This is a genomic window from Parabacteroides sp. KHUB-01, from assembly GCF_056640935.1.
In genome coordinates this window covers 1,165,762-1,184,405 of record NZ_CM153256.1, presented here as the reverse complement: position 1 = coordinate 1,184,405, position 18,644 = coordinate 1,165,762, and the positions used below count along the sequence as shown (strand labels likewise).

Sequence of the window (18,644 nt, the reverse complement as noted above, 5' to 3'; positions counted from 1 at the left end):
ATATTATGAAAAAAGTTTTTCACATAGATAAAATCTATTGAAAATGTAATTATGTGGAATATAGGTATTTAATTGATTCTGAAAAAATAGCCTTTTCAGCTTCTCTTTCTCATTGCGCTCTCTCAACCAACTTCCTAAACTCCTCAATAATATTCCTGCCCATATTAATCCTTGTGCTATCCACTTTTCTGATTTCAACCGGAGAGACAGCATCTTTATATTTGGCTTTGCCGAGGCGGATTTTCATATCATCCAGATTTCCTGTAATATTTATACCCATTTTGAATGGAACAGGAGATTTGAGGATAGAAATATGATAATCGAAGTTCATATCCAGGCCTTGAGTTCCGCCAACGGCTGCGCGATAACGGTCGATTTCCAGAAGGAAAGGATAGATGGTGACATTTCCGTCTTCAATTGTTATGTTAGTTTCGATATGGTCGAACACATTCCTTTTCTTGTTCTTGAACATTAGCATCTTTGAAATTTCAGCAAAAGTTTCGCCATCCATAAGGACAAGACTGTCGCCGCTGATGAACATTGCCGAGCGTAGTGTTGGAATCTTTATGTTCAGACAAGAATCCAAGGCTGTTTCGGCAGTGACATTGAAATCGACTACGCCTTCGAACGAACGAAGCATTGGGACAGTTGAGTCTAGTGACGGAACGAAATCAACCAGTCGGGAAATATCTACATTACGCAGCTGGAAGTCAAAGCCGACATATCCTTTCTCTTTTTCTCGTGCCTGATATACAAGCATAGACTTCATTTTGGCGCCAATACTTGTCATGCTCAGGTTTTTCAGGTGAATTGCCTGGTTCTTGATATCTACATCTCCGGAAACATTCTCGAAAATCATTTTTCCGTAGCGCACTCGTTTCAGCTTTGTGCTGAGCTCGAAGTCGAAGTTTTCAGGAATAACGAAAAGACTTAAGTCTGTTGATGTCGTATCCTGCTCGGATTCTATTGAATCTGAGGGTGAAGCCATGGCTCTTATCAGCTGATTGCAGTTCAGGTTGTTTGATGTGATTGCAAGCTCAGCTTTGATTTTCTTATTCTTTTTCAGCGATTCATACAGATTATATACGGAGCCGGTGGCAGTGATGTCGGAACGTCCTATTTTCATAGTGGCGTTTTTAAGACTTATTTTTCTGTTGCCAACAGTAAGTGCCGTTTTTTGCATTCTGACAGGCAGAGCTATTTCAGGTGTGCGCATAATAAGATTCCTGAAACCTATTATACCTTTCGGATCCCATATTGAATCGTTTACTTTTTCTGCAGTAACAGCAAATCCGGCTTTGTCCATTCCGAATTTCATGTCTTCGAAACGGCAGAAAAATGAGTCGGCATTGAATGTGAGTTTTACTTTTGGTTTCGTAAAATCTTTTTCCGACGGACTGAGCTTGATTCCGGCAGAGGTTTTCTGACAGAATAGTTGCAGAGAGTCATTTTGATTGGCTTTCAGCTTGCTGAGGTTAATCTTGCAATCGAGTTCTACGATTCTGGTTGTATCTTTCGGATTTGTAGATTTTACCTCGGCTGTTGCCTTTTCGATATTAGATTTCAGGAAAGGAGAATCCAGGTTTATCTGGTTTATCTCAGCATCAGCTTCGAGCAATTCGTTTCCTTTGAAATTGAATTTGGCGTCGCCGGTGAATTTGAAATTATGAATTGTGTCGGTTATTGCAAGTTTGTCGAGGTTGATTTTTCCTTTCATCTTTATTCTTCCCAAATCCTGTTTTTTCAGAGTGGAGAGTTTGCAGCGCATGCGGATATTCGCATTTACTTTTCCTTCGCACACGATTCCTTCCTGCAGAGGGAAAGTCTGCGAGAGGGCGGTGAGGTCTATTTCGGAAGTTGTGTTCAGCGTAATGTCCGGGTCGCCAAACAGATTGTCAACCTTTGCGTCGGCAAGAATTTCGGTATGAGCACCTTTGAAATGGAAAATTTTCAGATGCAGAAAAGATGTGTCTTTCTTCATCATATCTATTTTCCCGGAGAAGTCGGCTGTGATTTTGTCGATTCCGTATGGCAAATCCTTGTATTTAGCGGAAGCCTCGTCGATTTTCATATTCATCACAATAGTCGGCATATAATTTTTGCCATATAAGCCTTTGATGGAACCGTTGAGGCTGACAGCGCCGGATGCTTTCATTTCGCCTTTCTTCAATATGCTCCGTGGAATCATATTTATAACCTTTTCCAGAGATGGCGCGTGCATGGCATAGTTCAGGTCAATATCCAGTGCGCGCTTTATGCTGTCGCCGCGGAGAGTTCCGTTGATATCCATTTCTGTTCCGTTAACCACAAGTGCAGCATTATGCAGGGTTAGAAGTTTTTTGCTTCTTTCGAGCATAAGGCGGGTTTCGAGAGAAGTGGAAATTCTGTGTGCAAGCAATTTCCCGTCTTGCCAGAAAATTATGTTTTTATTGCTGAAGCTAAGGTCGAGGACAGACTGTTCCTTTTGCAGAGAAGCCTGAAGCTGAAGGTTTGCACCTTGCAGGCTAGTGTAAACTCTGGTTGCTCTGTCGTCGAACACAAGATTGGTGCGGCGGAAAACAAGGCGTTTGATATCTATGTCCTGCTGCATTTTTGTAGCAGAAGTGGTGTCGGTTTCTGTTGAGTCCGACTTCATAATATCCCAGTTTGACAATCCTTCCTTGTTGGTAAAAGCATATACAGAAGCGCTGTCCACAACGAGCCGGTTTATTGTAATCTTATTGTTGAGATAATCCAGCGGACTCACGACAAGCACACATTTCCTGAAAGCCAGCAAAGAGTCTGTTTTTTGCCATAATGTGTCGTTGAGCGCTTTCGAAACCAGCGAGCCGTTTGTCAGCTTGAGTCCGAAGCGCGGGAAGGTTGAGAAAAAAGTCAGTTCCACGCTTTCCATATCCAGCTTGGCATTCATTGTCTGGTTGGCAACACGCAACACTGTCGGAGTTATTTTCTCCGGAGTGAAAATGAAATTTAAAGTGAAGGCAATTAGTCCTAATACCAATAAAATTATGGATACAAGAGTGATGACTAATGTCTTGATTGTTTTCCTAATTCTATTGTTCATTTTTTTATGTGTTTAATTATTCATCAATAACCCATTGCTCAATGCCTCTTGTTTTATTATTGAAGTTCACACCTATTTTATAGATTTTTCTTGAGTCGGGTGTAAAAGGCAAGGCATATTGCTTTTCGTTTATTTGTCTTAAAGCTTCATCTGCCGTTCCGTTGAGTTTGAATTCCATTATATAAATGAATTTGTCGGTTTTTACAACCATATCAATACGTCCGTTTGAAGTATGATATTCAGCTTGGGTGTAGAAACCTAATAATTTGAATATAATGAAAAGCACATTCTGATAATGGAGTTCCAAATCTCTGGCAAGTTCATATGGACTGTCAGCAAAGAAACTTTGAAGTCGTTTCAGGAAATCTTCTGCATTTCCGGACCTTACATCATTTATAAAACTTATAATTTCGAAAGAAGGATTTCCTGTTTCCAGATGTGCATAACAAGGCAGCAGGAATTTTGTGAAACCTTCTTCCACTTCTTTATTTGGAAATCCAAGGAAATAAACTTGGAATTCTTTGTTATATCCCTTTATAGTCAGATAGCCGCTTTGATATAAAATAGGGATGGGATTTGATTTCATTGTGTCAATTCCCTCTAGAGAATCTGTACTTGCCATTTCTTCTGTCAGTCGGTTCAGTCTGTAGCGGCTTAACTTCAGCAACTCAACCAGGAAAGTCGGAGTTCCGGTTTCGAACCAATAGCTGCCGAATTTCATTTTGGCAAAGGTGTTCAGAATACTGAATGGATTGTATATGTCGTCACTGTTTTCAACGAAATGATATCCATCATACATTTCTTTCAGATGGGCTTTTGTTTCCTTTTCTGTCATTCCGTTGTTTTGTCCGAGTTCGATAATATCTTCCTTGAAATTACAGTAGAGTTCTTCTTCCGTTATACCACAGATATTGGCAAACCGGTTGTCAATTGAAATATCCATGAGATTATTCAAATCGCTGAATACACTGACTTTGCTGAATTTGGTAACTCCTGTTAAGAAAGCAAACTTAAGGTAGCGGTCACTGCTCTTTAGTGTGCCATAGAATGCTTTTAGTGTATTTCTGAAGTCATCAAGCAAATCTTCATTTCCTATTGCCTGAAGCATTGGTTTGTCATACTCATCAATAAGAACTACAACCTTTTTGCCGGTTTTTTCTTCTGCCCGGCGTATAACTCCCTGGAAACGCAGAGACAAGCTTGTTTCGCTTTCACTGTTTCCATAGATATGTTCCCATCTGCATAAAGCATCATTTAATATTTCATACAGTTTTTCTGGTGCGTCATATTTTTGGTTGTTTAGATCGAGATGTAGTATTGGATATTCAATCCATTCATTTTCCATATTTTCAATGGCGAGACCTTTGAATAAGTCCTTCTTGCCCTGAAAATATGCTTCCAATGTAGATATAAGAAGGCTTTTTCCGAATCTTCTGGGGCGACTCAGAAAATAGTATTGACCGGATTTTACCATCTGGTAAATAAGTTCAGTCTTATCTATATAACAGTAGTTGTCACTACGTATTTTCTCAAAGTTCTGTATACCTACCGGATATTTCTTTTTCATATTACATCAGACTTGGTTTGTTGATGAGTTATGTAATTTACTCAAGTTTCGCAAGTATTCTGAAGCCTTGTCAACTGTTAAGTTGAGCAACTTTCTAAACTTGAATTATTCAAATATACGAATATTGTTTCTATGTGCAATGTTAATAGCATTCTTTAATGTTTTAAGAAAAATACTCTGAGTCGCTGAGAGAATTGTGAAAAAAAATAACTTTGTGGTATAATTAAAAAAATTAAAGCATGAATAGCGTTAAAGAGGCTTTGTTTGTGTTTGTTTTCTCTATTCTTTCTGTTGGAGCTTCATCACAAAATATAACAGGAAAATTGGTTGATGAGAATAATCTACCTTTGACATATGCCAATGTTGTGTTGTTGTCATTGCCAGATTCGGCGTTTGTTGAAGGAACGATAAGTGGAGAGGATGGAAGTTTTGTTTTGCAGTCAACATCGGAGAATCAGATAGTTCGTATTTCTTCAATTGGTTATACTACTATATATAAGTCTGTAATTCCGCCTGATTTCGGTGTGGTGAAATTATCATCAGATGCTCTTCAGCTTGGAGAAGTGGTGGTGAAGGCTAATCTGCCGGTTACGCAAATGAAAGGAGATGCAATGGTGACAAGCATAGAAAACAGTGTGCTTAGTAAGGCTGGTTCTGCCAATGATGTTCTGGCTAAGATTCCGGGAATTACTAAGAAACAGGACGGTTATGAAGTGTTTGGGAAAGGAACTCCTTTGATATATATTAACGGCAGAAAGCTGAATGACTTGACGGAGCTGGAACAACTGAATTCTGATGAAATAAAGAAGGTGGAGGTAATCCGTAATCCGGGTTCAAGATATGATGCTACGGTAAAGGCTGTTGTTCGTATTCAAACCGTAAAACGCCAGGGTGACGGTTTGGGTTTTGACTTGCGTTCCAGCTATTACCAGTCGAAGAATACTGATTGGGTGGAACAGGCTAACTTTAATTATCGTCATAATAACTTGGATATTTTCGGTTCGCTGTATTTCAGCAAAATGAAAAATACGCAAGATTATGATCTTGTGCTCAGGAAAAAGGGAACTCAGGAATGGATTCACAATATGAGCAGTTCGAGTTATAATGTATCTAAGATGCTGAGAGGTAACGTAGGGTTTAATTACCAGTTGAACGAAAAACATACATTGGGCGTGAAATATCAGCCAAATAAATATCTCTCTTCTGTCGGTCATAGTGAAACTTATACAAGTGTGATTACGGACAATAAACCGTATGATAATATAAACACCCTGACAGATAATAATTCTGATTATGACCCGGGACATGAAGTAAATGCCTATTACAACGGAGTATTTGGAATTGTAAATGTAGATTTCAACGCTGACTATTTCCAAAATGGAAACAGGGATTATTCCGTTGTAAAAGAGTTGAGTGAAAATTATGAAAACAGAGATGTGCATTCTGTAGGAGATGTCAGGAATCGTCTTGCGGCCGGTAAACTGATAGTTTCAATGCCTTTGGGAAAAGGAACTTTTTCCGTTGGAAGTGAGGTGACTTATACGCACCGTAATGATGATTATCTGAATGAGGAAAATTATGTGCCTACGTCTTACAGTAAACTGAAAGAGATAAATGCTGCTGGATTTGTGGAATATAACCGGAGTTTCCAATGGGGTGACTGGTCTGTCGGATTGAGATATGAACATGATAAATTCGATTATTATGAAAACGACAAATATATGGAAGACCAGAGCCGTACATTTGACAATATATTCCCCAATATTTCTTTCTCAACCAAATTATGGGAAATACAGACTCAGTTAAGTTATACTGCTAAAACCGAAAGACCTTCATATAGACAACTGAGCAATAATGTCTCTTATTCCGACCGTTTTACTTTGCAGAAAGGATCTCCGACATTGCGCCTTACAATTACACACGACTTGTCGCTGGCTGCCGTATGGAAATGGCTGCAACTTAGTCTTTCATATGCTCAGACCAAGAACTGGATATTATATTGGGGAGAATTGATAGAGGAAGACGGATCACAAACTATGTTGAGTCATATAAACTGGGATAAATCGATTCCTTCATTCTCAGCATTTCTTTCGGCATCGCCTAGAATAGGTTGCTGGTCTCCGATGATTGGTGCGGGAGTTCAGAAGCAATGGCTTACAGTGGAGTCGTTTGGCGAGCCTTTTGATATGAAATCTCCGATATTTGTAGCGAATTTCAACAATACGATAGAATTGCCGAAAGGTTTCATGGTTGGATTGGATGCTGAATTTCAGAGTAAAGGTGCTTTTCAGAATGTTTTTATGGAACATTCCAAAGGTCGCGTGAATATTTCCTTAAGAAAAAGTTTCCTGAAAGATGCTCTAAGTTTGGAGTTAAAAGGCTCGGATTTATTCTATACCAACAAGGAGTATTTGCATCTTTATAGTGGAGATTATAATCTTTACCAGGAAAATTCATATGATACTCGTGAATTTTCTGTTACCGTAAGATATAAATTCAACTCAAGCAAGAGCAAATACAAAGGTTCAGGAGCCGGTCAGAGCCAGAAGAATCGAATGTGAGATTAATGTTTTGGTATAAGCCTTTTATTAGCTATAAGACAAATTATTTGTAAACACCTTTGAAATGTGCGGAAAGCTTCGTAAGTTTGTCATATATAATAACTGGAGTTAAGGACAAACTCAAAAACTCAAAAACTAAAAAATATGGCTAAAAGAAGAGAATTAAAAAAAGACATTAGCTATGTAGCTGGCGAACTGTTTACAGAAGCATTGGTTTGCAAACTGTTTATCCCTGGTGTTGAAGTGGAAAAGGCAGAAGCTGTTATGGCACGTATTCTAGATATGCAGGATGAATTTGTGCGTCGTGCTCATCGTCCTGACGGAAAAGACAATCCGGCATTGGTTAAGGAATATTATCGTAAGCTGAGAGTTGATTTGCAGACTGAAGTGGATGCAATCGCAACTGAAATAGCTGACTTGAACAAATAAAAGAAGGGATTTTGAATGAAGAAAGCTTTATGTAAAGCCATTTTGAAATTATTCGGCTGGAAACTGGCTTCGACCGAAGGCGTTGAGCTGAAGAAATGTGTAGTATGTGTGGCACCTCATACAAGCAACTGGGATTTTATAGTAGGAAAGATGTTTTATACATCTCTTGGACTGACTGCCGGATTTCTTATCAAGAAAGATTGGTTTTTCTTCCCGTTTAATTTGATATTCAAAAGTATGGGCGGCGTTCCGGTGGACAGAGGAAAAAGGACTTCCATAACTGACCAGGTTGTTGAGATGTTCAACAAGAACGAAAGATTTCAGATAGCAATTACTCCCGAAGGAACTCGCAAGAGAGTAAAAGAATGGAAAAAAGGCTTTTACTATATAGCTTTGAAAGCCAATGTGCCTATTTTGCTTGCATATTTCGATTATGGAAAGAAAGAAGTGGGCACGAAAGGCATATTCTATCCGACCGGAGACATTGAGAAGGATATGGCTTATATCCGTTCTTGCTTCAAGGGCGTGACTGCCTGCCATCCGGAGAATTTCTATGTGGATTGATAAAACTAATTTAAACACAGAGACACGAAGACACGGAGATTTTTATACATAATATTACCTCTGTGGCTTTGTGTCTCTGTGTTTTGCTTTTATTATTCTTTTGCAGTGTTAACTCCTGAAAATATTTCTTACCGATTCAAGATTCTATTATGAAAGCAGATTTGCGCATATCAATGATACAAGCCCATATAATATGGGAAGACAGAAAAGAGAATCTGTCATATTATGGAGAACTTATACGCCGGGTAAAAGGAAAAACAGATTTGGTTGTACTTCCCGAAACATTTACAACCGGCTTTTCGATGGAGCCTTCACGACTTGCCGACTCTTGCGATGGCGAAACTGTGGCAACCTTGAAGGAATGGTCGTCAAGCTATAACATGGCAATCATCGGCAGTTTCATTGCTGAAGAGAACGGACGCTATTTCAATCGTGCTTTTTTTGTAAATGGCGATGAAATTACTTTCTACGACAAGCATCATTTGTTCAGAATGGCAGGTGAGAACAATGTTTATACTCCGGGAGAGAAGCGAGTGGTTGTAAATTACAAAGGCTGGAACATTTGTCTCCAGGTTTGCTATGATTTGCGTTTCCCGGTGTGGAGCCGCAATGTGGGCAACGAATATGACTTGCTTGTTTATGTGGCGAATTGGCCCGAAGCCAGAAGGAAAGTGTGGAAACCTCTTCTGCAGGCGCGTGCAATCGAGAATATGGCTTATGTTTGCGGAGTTAACAGAGTGGGAATTGACGGGAAAGGATTTACTTATAAAGGTGATTCCGTGGTCTATTCTCCAAAAGGAAAGAAAATTGCTGACGCGGGAAAGAGGGAGGAAACAACCAGAACTTGTGTTCTGTCGGCAAAGGAAATAGAGAGTTTCCGTGAAAAGTTCCCGGCTTGGAAAGATGCGGATGATTTTACATTGTCGTTGCTTTAGTTGACGAGTTAACAAGGGGACAAGTTGACGAGTTGACGAGGTAACAAGGTATTTTACAAGTAATATCAGTTTGGACTTGTTGACTTGTCTCTGAAGCCTTGTCAACTTGTCTCTGAGGCCTTGTCTCTGAGGCCTTGTCAACTTGTCTCTGAAGCCTCGTCAACTTCTAAAAATAATAACTAATAAAGAATGAAATTATGAACAAACCATCAAAAGGGAAAGCCTTAAGTTGGATTTCGACACTATATTTTGCCGAAGGTTTGCCTTATGTTGCGGTGATGACGTTGTCAGTCATTATGTATAAACGTCTGGAAGTTTCGAATGCTGAAATAGCATTATACACAAGCTGGCTTTATTTTCCATGGGTGATAAAGCCTGTTTGGAGTCCGTTTATTGACTTGCTGAAGACTAAGCGCTGGTGGATATGGACAATGCAGTTCCTTATCGGAGCCGGAATGGCAGGAATAGCATTCCTTTTGCCCTGCGATTTCTTCTTCCGTGCAACACTTGCTTTCTTCTGGCTGATGGCTTTCAGCTCGGCAACTCATGATATTGCTGCCGACGGATTTTATATGCTGGGTTTGGATGAGGAGCAACAGGCGTTTTTCATTGGTATCCGAAATATATTCTATCGCGTGGCAATGATTGCCGGACAAGGTCTGCTTGTTATGCTCGCCGGATGGCTTGAGGAAACTACAGGGCAGATTTCGTATGCCTGGAGTCTGGTGTTCTTTATTCTGGCGGGAACATTTATCGGCCTTGCTTTGTGGCACAGATATATATTGCCGAAACCGGTGTCGGATTTCAAGCGTACTGATGTTACGTTGTGTAATATAGGACAATCATTCGGGCAGACTTTTGTAAGTTTCTTCAAGAAAAAAGGCATTATTCCGGCTTTGCTGTTTATGCTGACTTACAGGCTTGGCGAATCGCAGTTGGTGAAACTTTCTTCTCCTTTCCTATTGGATGACATTGAGTCCGGAGGTTTGGCAATGAGCACTACTCAAGTGGGATTTGTATATGGAACAGTTGGAGTTGCAGCGCTGCTGGTTGGAGGAATTCTGGGCGGAATAGCCATTTCTTCCGGCGGATTGAAACGATGGCTTTGGCCAATGGCTCTTGCTATTTCTTTGCCGAATCTGGTTTATCTTTATCTTGCTTATGCTCGTCCGGAAAGTTTTCTGGTGATTAATACTTGCGTTGCGGTGGAGCAACTTGGCTATGGCTTTGGTTTCACCGGCTATACAATGTATCTGATGCTATTCTCGGAAGGTGAATACAAAACTTCGCATTATGCGATATGCACGGGATTTATGGCATTGGGAATGATGCTTCCGGGAATGGTTTCGGGATGGATTCAGGAGCAGATAGGTTATCAGCATTTCTTTGTATGGGTTATGATTTGCTGCGTTCCTCTTTTCCTGGTGCTTCCTTTCATTCACAGGAAGTGTAAGTGATGACGAAATTATCCGCTACACGGAAATATAATTTATATGACTTCTGATTTTCAGTACGGCTTTCTGAAACATTTATTATTCCTTCCTTATTATATATGAATGGAGAAATATGAAGATGTTTCAGAAAGTCCACTTCATTGCAGCCAATCATTTTGAAAAGAGTTTCCTTTGCGCACCAGTGGATGAGAAGATGCTCGGTTTCATTCTCCGGACTGATATGAAGTGCTTCTGCTTCGTTCACGAAACGAGATTTTATTTTCTTCACTCTATCCGAGCGATATTCTATATCGATACCGATTTCCTTTTCATTATATAATATCATAGCCGCATATCCTTTGGTGTGAGATATGCTTATATTCATATTCTCTTCGGGAAGAAACGGAGCGCCGCTTTCTTCGTGGCCGATTATGGCTTCGTGGCCTAAAAGTTCTTTCAGCAGCACCAATGCCGTGAGTCTTTCTTTCTGTCTGGCTTCAGAGCGGATTTCCATTGACACGGAAGGCGAGGAGAGAGCTTTGCTTCCCAACATATTCTTCAGTTCATCAACTGTTTCGGTCATTTCCCAGATTCCTACACAAGCGCCGTTTTGCTGTTTGTATAATAAAGGCATAGATTTCAGTTTATTTGTTCCACTTGAAAGATTCAATCATAACTTCCACATCCTTTTGCAGATAGTCAACCACCGGCTTGAGTGAGTCGGCATTTATCGGGCAATTGAAATATAATGCTCCGCGGAAGAACTTATTTTCATTATCAGTGAGAGAAAACTGAATTGGGGCAACTGTGTTTCCTTCAATCAGAAACATATATCCGCGAACATTCTCCTCTTCGTTTACGAACTCCATTTCCTTTATGGCGGAAGCTTGCTCTGCCTGGCGGGCAACAAGTTCGCGGCTCTCGTTGAAAGTCTGCTCTATTTTGCCTCTGTCCACCTTCAGGTAACTGCAATACAATTCAGCATTCAAATCTTTATAGTTTGCCTCAAGCATGAATTTCGAAGAGTCGCTGACATTTATATTTGCCTGGTTGGAAACATAAAAAGAGAAAGGCCATTTTTCCGGACCAAACTCTGTGTATTCTGCCTTCGGTGGCTCAATACGGAAAAAGCCACGTGGTTTCGGTGTATATTCCTCGCAGGCAACACTGAGCAGCAACGGCACAACAAGCAGTATGTTTCTGAATCGTATCATATATTATAGGACAACTCTGTTATAATACAGAGAACTTAACTTTGATAATACGTCTGTTATCCACTTCGAGTATCTGGAAACGATAGCCGCCAAATTCGATTATTTCCTGTCGCTTAGGGAAATCACCTTTTATTTCGAGCAGCAAACCAGCCAGAGTTTCAACCTCTTCCGTAAGTTCTCCGAAAGAATCTTCCTTGAGTTCCGTAACACGGAAAAAGTCATTGAGCGGAATTTTGGCTTCGAAAATGAAACTTCCGTCTTTGAGCCTTGTGAAGAATCTTTCTTCCTCGTCATACTCATCGGAGATGTCGCCAACGATTTCCTCCAGGATATCTTCCATTGTTACCAGTCCGGATGTTCCGCCAAATTCGTCAACAACGATAGCCATGTGAATTTTGTTGGTGCGGAATTCTTCAAGCAAATCGTCGATTTTCTTTGTTTCCGGAACGAAATAAGCCGGACGTATCAGTGTCTGCCATCTGAAATATTTGTCTTCTTCGATATGCGGAAGCAAATCCTTGATGTAGAGTATTCCTTTTATTTTGTCCTCAGTGTTGTCGTAAACGGGAATTCTGGAATATCCGGATTCGACAATCATTTCAAGCACTTCACCGAAGTTGCTTTTGATGTCCAGACCTTTCATGTCCAGTCGTGGTGTCATGATTTCATCGGCTGTCTTGTTGTAGAACTTGATGATTTCATTGAGCATATTTTTTTCTTCCTTTATTTCCGGAGATGTTATTTCCAATGCCTTTGAAAGTTCGTCTACGGAAATATCGTTCTTTTTCTTCGAGATTCTTTTGTTGATAACCGTTGAAGAGCTGACAAGCACCGATGAGAAAGGGCGCATCATCTTTTCCAGAAACAGCATTGTAGCAGCAGTCCTTCTTGCAAAAGGCAAAGCGTTTTTCTGCGCATAAATCTTTGGCATAATTTCACCGAAAAGAAGAAGAAGGAAAGTGAGGAGAACAGTTTCGAGGATAAATCCGAAAATAGGAACGGCTGAAAAATCTATCCATGAATTTATACCATAAGTACAGAGTGTTACTATCGCTACGTTAACCAGATTGTTCGTTATGAGAATAGTTCCAAGAAGATAGTCTGGCTTGCTGAGAAGTTCTTCTATCTGATTGTCCGCACGTTTTTGTTTTTTCTCTTTCACCTTCTGCAAATCTGCAGGCGAAAGCGAGAAAAAAGCCACTTCAGAAGCTGATATATATCCGGAGCAAAGCAGCAAAACTGCCGCAACCGCGAAAGCAATGACCGAGTCAATACCTATTTGGTCAATATAAACTTGGTTGAATATGTTTTGAAAATAGTCTGAGTCCAAAATGATAAATTTAAGTTAGACAATTTAAGTTTCGCCAGGCTCGATATAATAGTTTACAAGGCTTCAGAGACAAGTTGACGAGGATAAACACCTGTTTCTTGTCAACTCGTTTCCTTGTCAACTTGTTAACTAAAAGTTGAGTTTGGCGAAACTTTAGTTATATTATAATCAGAACGGAAGGTCGTCTGCGTCATCCATTTTAGACATGTTGTTGCTAGGAGCAACATTAGTCTGCATTGTAGTTGGATTTGTGGAATATTGAGTTTCCGGACTTTGAGCCTGGTTACCGTTGTCGGTTGCCGGGCGGCTTCCTGTACTGTAGAATTCTATTCTGTCTGCATGGATTTCCGTTACATATCTTTTGTTTCCATTTGCATCATCATAGCTACGGCTTCTGATTTTTCCTTCAACGTAGAGTCCGGAACCTTTTTTCACCCATTTTTCAACAAAAGGTACAAGGTCTCTTCTCACAACGATGTTGTGCCATTCGGTGCGTTCCGGTATAACTGTTCCATTAGCCAAGGTATAGCCTCTTTCAGAGGTGGCGAGAGGAAAATTAGCCACTGCTGTTCCGCTGTCGAAATAACGTACGTCAGGGTCTTTTCCTACATTTCCAATTAATAAAACTTTGTTTAAAGACATAATTAAAACTTTTTATTCCGTATTTAATTCAAGATTATTGGTGTAAAGGTAATGAATAATTATTGAAAAAGAAATATTATGGAAAATTTGCAATGAGTTTTGTTCGCATTGTCTTTTCTTTCTGTAAATCTGACTGGCTGAGCATTTGTGTGAATCATTTCATATATTCCGTGATTAGTTGCTTTTGTCCAATGTCTGTTTTGAAAGATACTGATATATTCTTAAAACTCAGACTTGGTTTATAAGAATTAAGCTTTAGTTTATAAAAACTAAGTCTTAATTTATAAAAACTAAGGCTTAGTTTTAAGATTATATTATTATGTTTTGAAGTATGCAAAAAGTTTTTTGAAACAGAGATTTCTTGTTTCCGTATTTATGCAGTTTAGTAGAAGCTTATGAGGCTTAAATATTGGCATGTATTGTGGCTCTGTTTTCTTTAAAGTTGAGTCTTTGGAACATTATTAAGTATAAAATGTTACAAAATAGTTTCATGTATAACGTGTTGATTGCTTTGTGGATAGAGTGATATTGGGGTGAGATTCGGGCAAATTTATTGAAAAAAAATACATAGCAATATTTTCACTCTTCGATAAACAGGGCAACCGCATCAAAATTTGTAATCATCAGTGAAGTGTTTATCTGTGCCTCACCTTAGATTTGCAGCGGCAAACCGAAACAGAAATAGAAATGATAAATTTGCAGTGAAATGAATCCATCCAAGTATTTTTCAGAAGTTACCGATCCTCGTGTAACAGGTCGTTGTCTACATTTGTTGTCAGACATATTAATGATAGGTTTGTGTACTTACCTGACAGGCGGAACAGATTATGAGGATATGCGTCTGTTTACCTTGGAACGTGGAGAAAAACTTAAGGATATGCTTTCACTTCCTCACGGTGTACCTTCAAAAGATACGTTTGAGCGTGTGTTTCAACGCATAGACCCAACCGAATTAGAACATTGTCTTTGTAGTTATGGGAAGTCAATCCTGTCGGATTTATCAGAAAAACAGATTGTTATAGACGGGAAGAAGCAAAGTGGGACATCGCCGACCTCTCGCGGGAATAAAGGTCTGTACATTTTGAATGCCTGGGTAAGCGAGAACGAATTCTGTATATATCAGAAAAAAGTGGAAGACAAGTCCAATGAGATAACAGCCATTCCCGAAGTGTTGTCAGCCATAGATATTGAGGATGCAGTTATATCCATAGACGCTATGGGAACGCAACGTGAGGTTGTAGACTTGATACTTGAAAAGAAGGGGCATTATCTATTGTCGGTAAAAGGTAATCAGAAGTCTCTATATGAGGATATTGAATGTGCTTTTAAAGTACACGGCGGCCTTGATTCGGATACGACTGTGGAAAAAGACCATGGAAGGATAGAAGTCAGGAAATGCAGCATTCTTCCAGCCATGGAATATCTGCTTCCGGAAACCATTCAATCTTGGAAAGGACTAGGGACGATTGTAAAAATGGAATCAAGTAGGGAGATGAACGGGAAAACGGCTCTTGAAACCAGATATTATATCAGTGACGAGCAAGGATTAAGTGCGTCTTACTTTCAAAAAATAATAAGAGGACACTGGAGTATTGAGAACCAACTGCATTGGCATTTGGACGTTACTTTTAAAGAGGATGATTGCAGAGCGAGGAAAGGATATTCATCACAAAACCTGTCAGTGATTAGAAAAGTGGCTTTACATATCATCTCTGAACAAAAGGATAAGTTAAGCCTTAAAAAAAGACTTTACAAGGCAGCTTTGGATATTAACTATTTAAAAAAGTTATTGCAGTTCTGACCGGATGATCTGAATCATAAAAAAGAGGCCTCTTTTTATAAGAGACCTCTCATAAGATCTTACGAATCATAGTCGAAAGACTTTGGTTGGTAAGCTTCCAAAATTGGCGTATTGACTAGCATGTTTCTTTCCCATACCTTCGTGCTAAACTTAAAACTTGAAAGATTATGTTTAGCGAAAAAGATTTTGAAAGACTGTGGTTCCTCTACAAAACCGAGGGTGAGCCCAATGGAGTTTCCATCAACTCGTTCTGCATTGGTAACAATATTCCATACACGGCATTCTATGACTGGTTCAAGAAGACACAGAAAAAGGTTGTACCTGTAGAAGTTGAAGGAATTCCGGAAGAGCTGATTCGGACAGGCAATGAAGAACGGCAGGAGGTTGCTAAAGACAAGCTCAAACGTACAACTCCCCATAAAGGAAGCATTATGGTGACGATAAGAACTCGTGAGGGCTTGTGCATACAGAAGAAAGGCTTAGACTATCAGGGGCTGAAAACACTGGTAGAGAAACTGGAGGGCTTATGCTGAGCATCAACGGTCTTCACAACTTCTACTACCTTCCTGAGCTTCACGATATGAGATGCAAGGCTCAGCGTATATGCGAGATAATCCGAGGTCGATACCACCGTGATCCATTGAATGGTGATGTTTACATGTTCATGTCTAAAGACCAGCGCAAGGTTCGCATGATACACTATGAGCGCAATGCCTATTATCTTCATGAGAAGTCCTTCATAAAGGGCTACAGGTTCATGAGGATAGAGCGCAAGGATGACGTGACAGTGTATAAGATAGACTGGAAAGACCTGGTCACGATACTTGAAACTCCGGTAATAACGAGCATAAGAATTTAATGATAAAACTCTGAATATCAGCAATAAAAGCTCTCTAAATATTTGCGTATCTCACTGAAAATGAGTATCTTTACATAAAATTTAGAGAACATGGAAACAGAGGAACTTATAGAACACATACTCAGACAGAAGCATCTTGAAGAGATGATGAACAGACCCGAAAAGGAGCATACACCCCTTGAAGGTATGGATAATGAGCAGATAAAGAGGTTCGCCCTGTTCCTGTTTGAGGAGAATCAGAGCAAGAGCAAGCAGCTTGACGAAATGATAGCACGGCTTGATGAAATAGGAAAAGACCTGAAGGAGTCCAATAAGAAAATAGACTCCCTTACAAATGCCCTGCTTAAGGCAAACAGCAAGGCTGACAAGGTTGTCCTTGAATACAAGCTCCGCGATAAGGAGTATAAAAAACTTGAGAAAAAGTATAATGCCCTTTTAGAACGTCTTTCCATTATGAATACCCAGACCTATGCCTCTTCCAAAAGTCTCAAAGGTATTGACCGTAAAAGGGTCGTAAAAGGGAAGCATGATGACAAGGATGATTTTGACGGTACTCCTACTGCTCCACCAAGCGAGGTCCCACAGCCGGACTCTTCCGCATCATGCGACACGCAGGATACTCCGAAGGCTTCCCTTTCCAAGGAAAGACCATACAGGAAAGGAATGACATACAATAAGACTTGTGTAGGTACACCGATTATACACAGGTCTGATTATACAATGCTTCCTGAGGATTCTGTTGTAATATCGTCAAGCTACCGTAAAATAAGAAGCATTGTGAGCCATATTGAGGAACATCACTTTGAGGTACTTAAGGTGAAGCATGCCGACGGCAGGATTGAAAGCATGTTCCTTCCTATGAAGGATGACGTCCGGGCAAGCCTTTATGACGAGATAGTACCGGGTACAAGCATTACGGCAAACATGCTCTCGTATCTGATGTTTAACCGCTTCCAGATGTCAACACCGGCATACAGGGAGGCGAAGAACCGTCTGTCGGATATGGACTGGAACACCTCTGTGCAGAACCTGCTGAACTGGGCCGACAAAGGTGCCATGCAGCTCAATAAGCTGATACCTGCCCTCAAGAAGATTGCCCTTCAGGACGGTGCCAACGTGAATGTGGACGAGACATGGCTCCGCTATCACGCATACAATAAGAAACGAAAGACCTATATGTGGTGTCTGGTAAACAGAAAAGCGCGTATAGTCATCTTCTTCTACGAGGATACAACGGATGATGAAGGTGTACAGAAACATGGAGGCAGGAACAGAAATGTGTTGAAGGAGTTCCTTGGTGATGCAAAAATCAAATCACTGCAGAGTGACGGTTACAACGTATATATGTATCTAGACAATGAACTTATGGATATAGAGCATCTCTGCTGTCTGGCTCATGCAAGAGCCAAGTTCAAGTACGCCTACGACCAGGGAAGTCTGCAGGCAAGAATCTTCCTTGAGCTGATAGCAAAGCTATACGGCATGGAAGAGACTTACCGTCGGGAAAAACTTACTGCGGACGAGATTTACAGCAGAAGGAACGGTAAGGAAACGACGGAAATCATCGAGAAGTTAAGGACGGAGCTTTATGATTTGCTGGCAAATCCGGATGAGAGCCGAAGCGAACTTATGAGCAAGGCCCTTAACTATCTGAAGAACTTCTGGAATCAGATCTTCTCCTACAGAAATGACGGAGAATACTCCATAGACAATATGACAGCAGAAAGAGCGATAAGACCAATCACTGTCCAACGAAAGAACAGCCTGTTCTTCGGAAGCGTGAAAGGAATACAGAACTCCGCAATCTATAATACCTTTATAGAAACCTGCAAACAGGCAGGAGTCTCCTTCAGGAATTACTTCTGCAAGCTGCTAAGAGAATTAAAGAAGGGAAGAACGGATTACGAAAACCTTCTTCCCATGACAATATGCAAATAATAATCGTTAAATTTGTGGATTCTTTTTTAGACGGGTGCCGACTGGCGCCCGTCTAAAAGGGGCTACCCTAAAATTGGAAGTTTACCTTTGGTTGTAAAATCGACACGTAAAAAATCCAATCGCTAAGGTTGTTTTTCATAGTTAAGGTTTTGCTATCCGCAATATCCGCTTTATTTCCCAAATAACACATTTTTTTCAGAACTATTTTAACAAACCTGTTGCAAAACATATTTTGAATGGAATTTTGGTGCGGTTGCCCTGTTCGATAAAAAGCTATATATTTGCATTCCAAAAAATTAATAGGTCC

15 protein-coding genes are annotated in these 18,644 nt (G+C 40.1%); 9 read left to right on the top strand and 6 right to left on the bottom strand.

Annotated elements, in window-relative coordinates:
• Positions 1–109: 109 nt before the first annotated feature.
• On the bottom strand, positions 110–3,064 hold the full coding sequence (locus ACYIAR_RS05330; protein WP_480332617.1) for an AsmA family protein: 2,955 nt from the start codon (positions 3,062–3,064) through the stop codon (positions 110–112).
• A 16-nt stretch (positions 3,065–3,080) separates the two neighbouring features.
• The gene (locus tag ACYIAR_RS05325) at positions 3,081–4,631 is read right to left on the bottom strand and encodes an ATP-binding protein (RefSeq protein WP_480332615.1); all 1,551 of its coding nucleotides are present in this window, start codon (positions 4,629–4,631) and stop codon (positions 3,081–3,083) included.
• A 239-nt stretch (positions 4,632–4,870) separates the two neighbouring features.
• On the opposite strand from ACYIAR_RS05325, the gene ACYIAR_RS05320 reads away from it, so the two are divergent.
• The 5 genes from ACYIAR_RS05320 (at position 4,871) to ACYIAR_RS05300 (ending at position 10,577) form a co-directional block, all read left to right on the top strand.
• A complete protein-coding gene (locus ACYIAR_RS05320) occupies positions 4,871–7,192 on the top strand; it encodes an outer membrane beta-barrel protein (RefSeq protein ID WP_480332613.1) in 2,322 nt (773 codons plus the stop codon).
• 144 nt (positions 7,193–7,336) lie between these two features.
• Positions 7,337–7,621: a hypothetical protein gene (locus ACYIAR_RS05315; protein WP_480332611.1), complete on the top strand. Its 285-nt coding sequence runs from the start codon at positions 7,337–7,339 to the stop codon at positions 7,619–7,621.
• 15 nt (positions 7,622–7,636) lie between these two features.
• Positions 7,637–8,185, top strand: a complete 549-nt coding sequence (locus ACYIAR_RS05310; RefSeq protein ID WP_480332609.1) for a 1-acyl-sn-glycerol-3-phosphate acyltransferase — start codon at positions 7,637–7,639, stop codon at positions 8,183–8,185.
• A gap of 149 nt (positions 8,186–8,334) precedes the next feature.
• Positions 8,335–9,120 carry an amidohydrolase gene (locus ACYIAR_RS05305; RefSeq protein WP_480332607.1) on the top strand — a complete coding sequence of 262 codons (786 nt, stop codon included), beginning with the start codon at positions 8,335–8,337 and terminating at the stop codon, positions 9,118–9,120.
• Between the two features lie 197 nt (positions 9,121–9,317).
• Positions 9,318–10,577: an MFS transporter gene (locus ACYIAR_RS05300; RefSeq protein ID WP_480332605.1), complete on the top strand. Its 1,260-nt coding sequence runs from the start codon at positions 9,318–9,320 to the stop codon at positions 10,575–10,577.
• Here ACYIAR_RS05300 and ACYIAR_RS05295 read toward each other — a convergent pair.
• From ACYIAR_RS05295 to ACYIAR_RS05280, 4 genes are all read right to left on the bottom strand, one after another.
• Positions 10,555–11,187, bottom strand: coding sequence for a 4'-phosphopantetheinyl transferase family protein (locus tag ACYIAR_RS05295; RefSeq protein WP_480332603.1), 633 nt, complete (start codon positions 11,185–11,187; stop codon positions 10,555–10,557). The two genes, ACYIAR_RS05300 and ACYIAR_RS05295, sit on opposite strands and share 23 nt — an antisense overlap.
• 10 nt (positions 11,188–11,197) lie before the next feature.
• On the bottom strand, positions 11,198–11,767 hold the full coding sequence (gene gldD / locus ACYIAR_RS05290; RefSeq protein ID WP_480332601.1) for a gliding motility lipoprotein GldD: 570 nt from the start codon (positions 11,765–11,767) through the stop codon (positions 11,198–11,200).
• A 19-nt stretch (positions 11,768–11,786) separates the two neighbouring features.
• Complete coding sequence (gene gldE, locus ACYIAR_RS05285; RefSeq protein ID WP_480332599.1) at positions 11,787–13,097, bottom strand: gliding motility-associated protein GldE; 1,311 nt, start codon at positions 13,095–13,097, stop codon at positions 11,787–11,789.
• A 168-nt stretch (positions 13,098–13,265) separates the two neighbouring features.
• Positions 13,266–13,739, bottom strand: a complete 474-nt coding sequence (locus ACYIAR_RS05280) for a single-stranded DNA-binding protein (RefSeq protein ID WP_480332597.1) — start codon at positions 13,737–13,739, stop codon at positions 13,266–13,268.
• A 706-nt stretch (positions 13,740–14,445) separates the two neighbouring features.
• Here ACYIAR_RS05280 and ACYIAR_RS05275 point away from each other — a divergent pair.
• From ACYIAR_RS05275 to tnpC, 4 genes are all read left to right on the top strand, one after another.
• Entirely contained in the window at positions 14,446–15,540 is a 1,095-nt protein-coding gene (locus tag ACYIAR_RS05275; protein WP_480329149.1) for an ISAs1 family transposase, read from the top strand.
• Between the two features lie 167 nt (positions 15,541–15,707).
• Positions 15,708–16,073: a hypothetical protein gene (locus ACYIAR_RS05270; protein ID WP_007901163.1), complete on the top strand. Its 366-nt coding sequence runs from the start codon at positions 15,708–15,710 to the stop codon at positions 16,071–16,073.
• Positions 16,067–16,399, top strand: coding sequence for an IS66 family insertion sequence element accessory protein TnpB (gene tnpB / locus ACYIAR_RS05265; RefSeq protein WP_008767179.1), 333 nt, complete (start codon positions 16,067–16,069; stop codon positions 16,397–16,399). Before ACYIAR_RS05270 ends, tnpB begins: the two co-directional genes overlap by 7 nt.
• A 90-nt stretch (positions 16,400–16,489) precedes the next feature.
• Entirely contained in the window at positions 16,490–18,337 is a 1,848-nt protein-coding gene (gene tnpC, locus ACYIAR_RS05260) for an IS66 family transposase (RefSeq protein WP_008767178.1), read from the top strand.
• Positions 18,338–18,644: the final 307 nt, after the last annotated feature.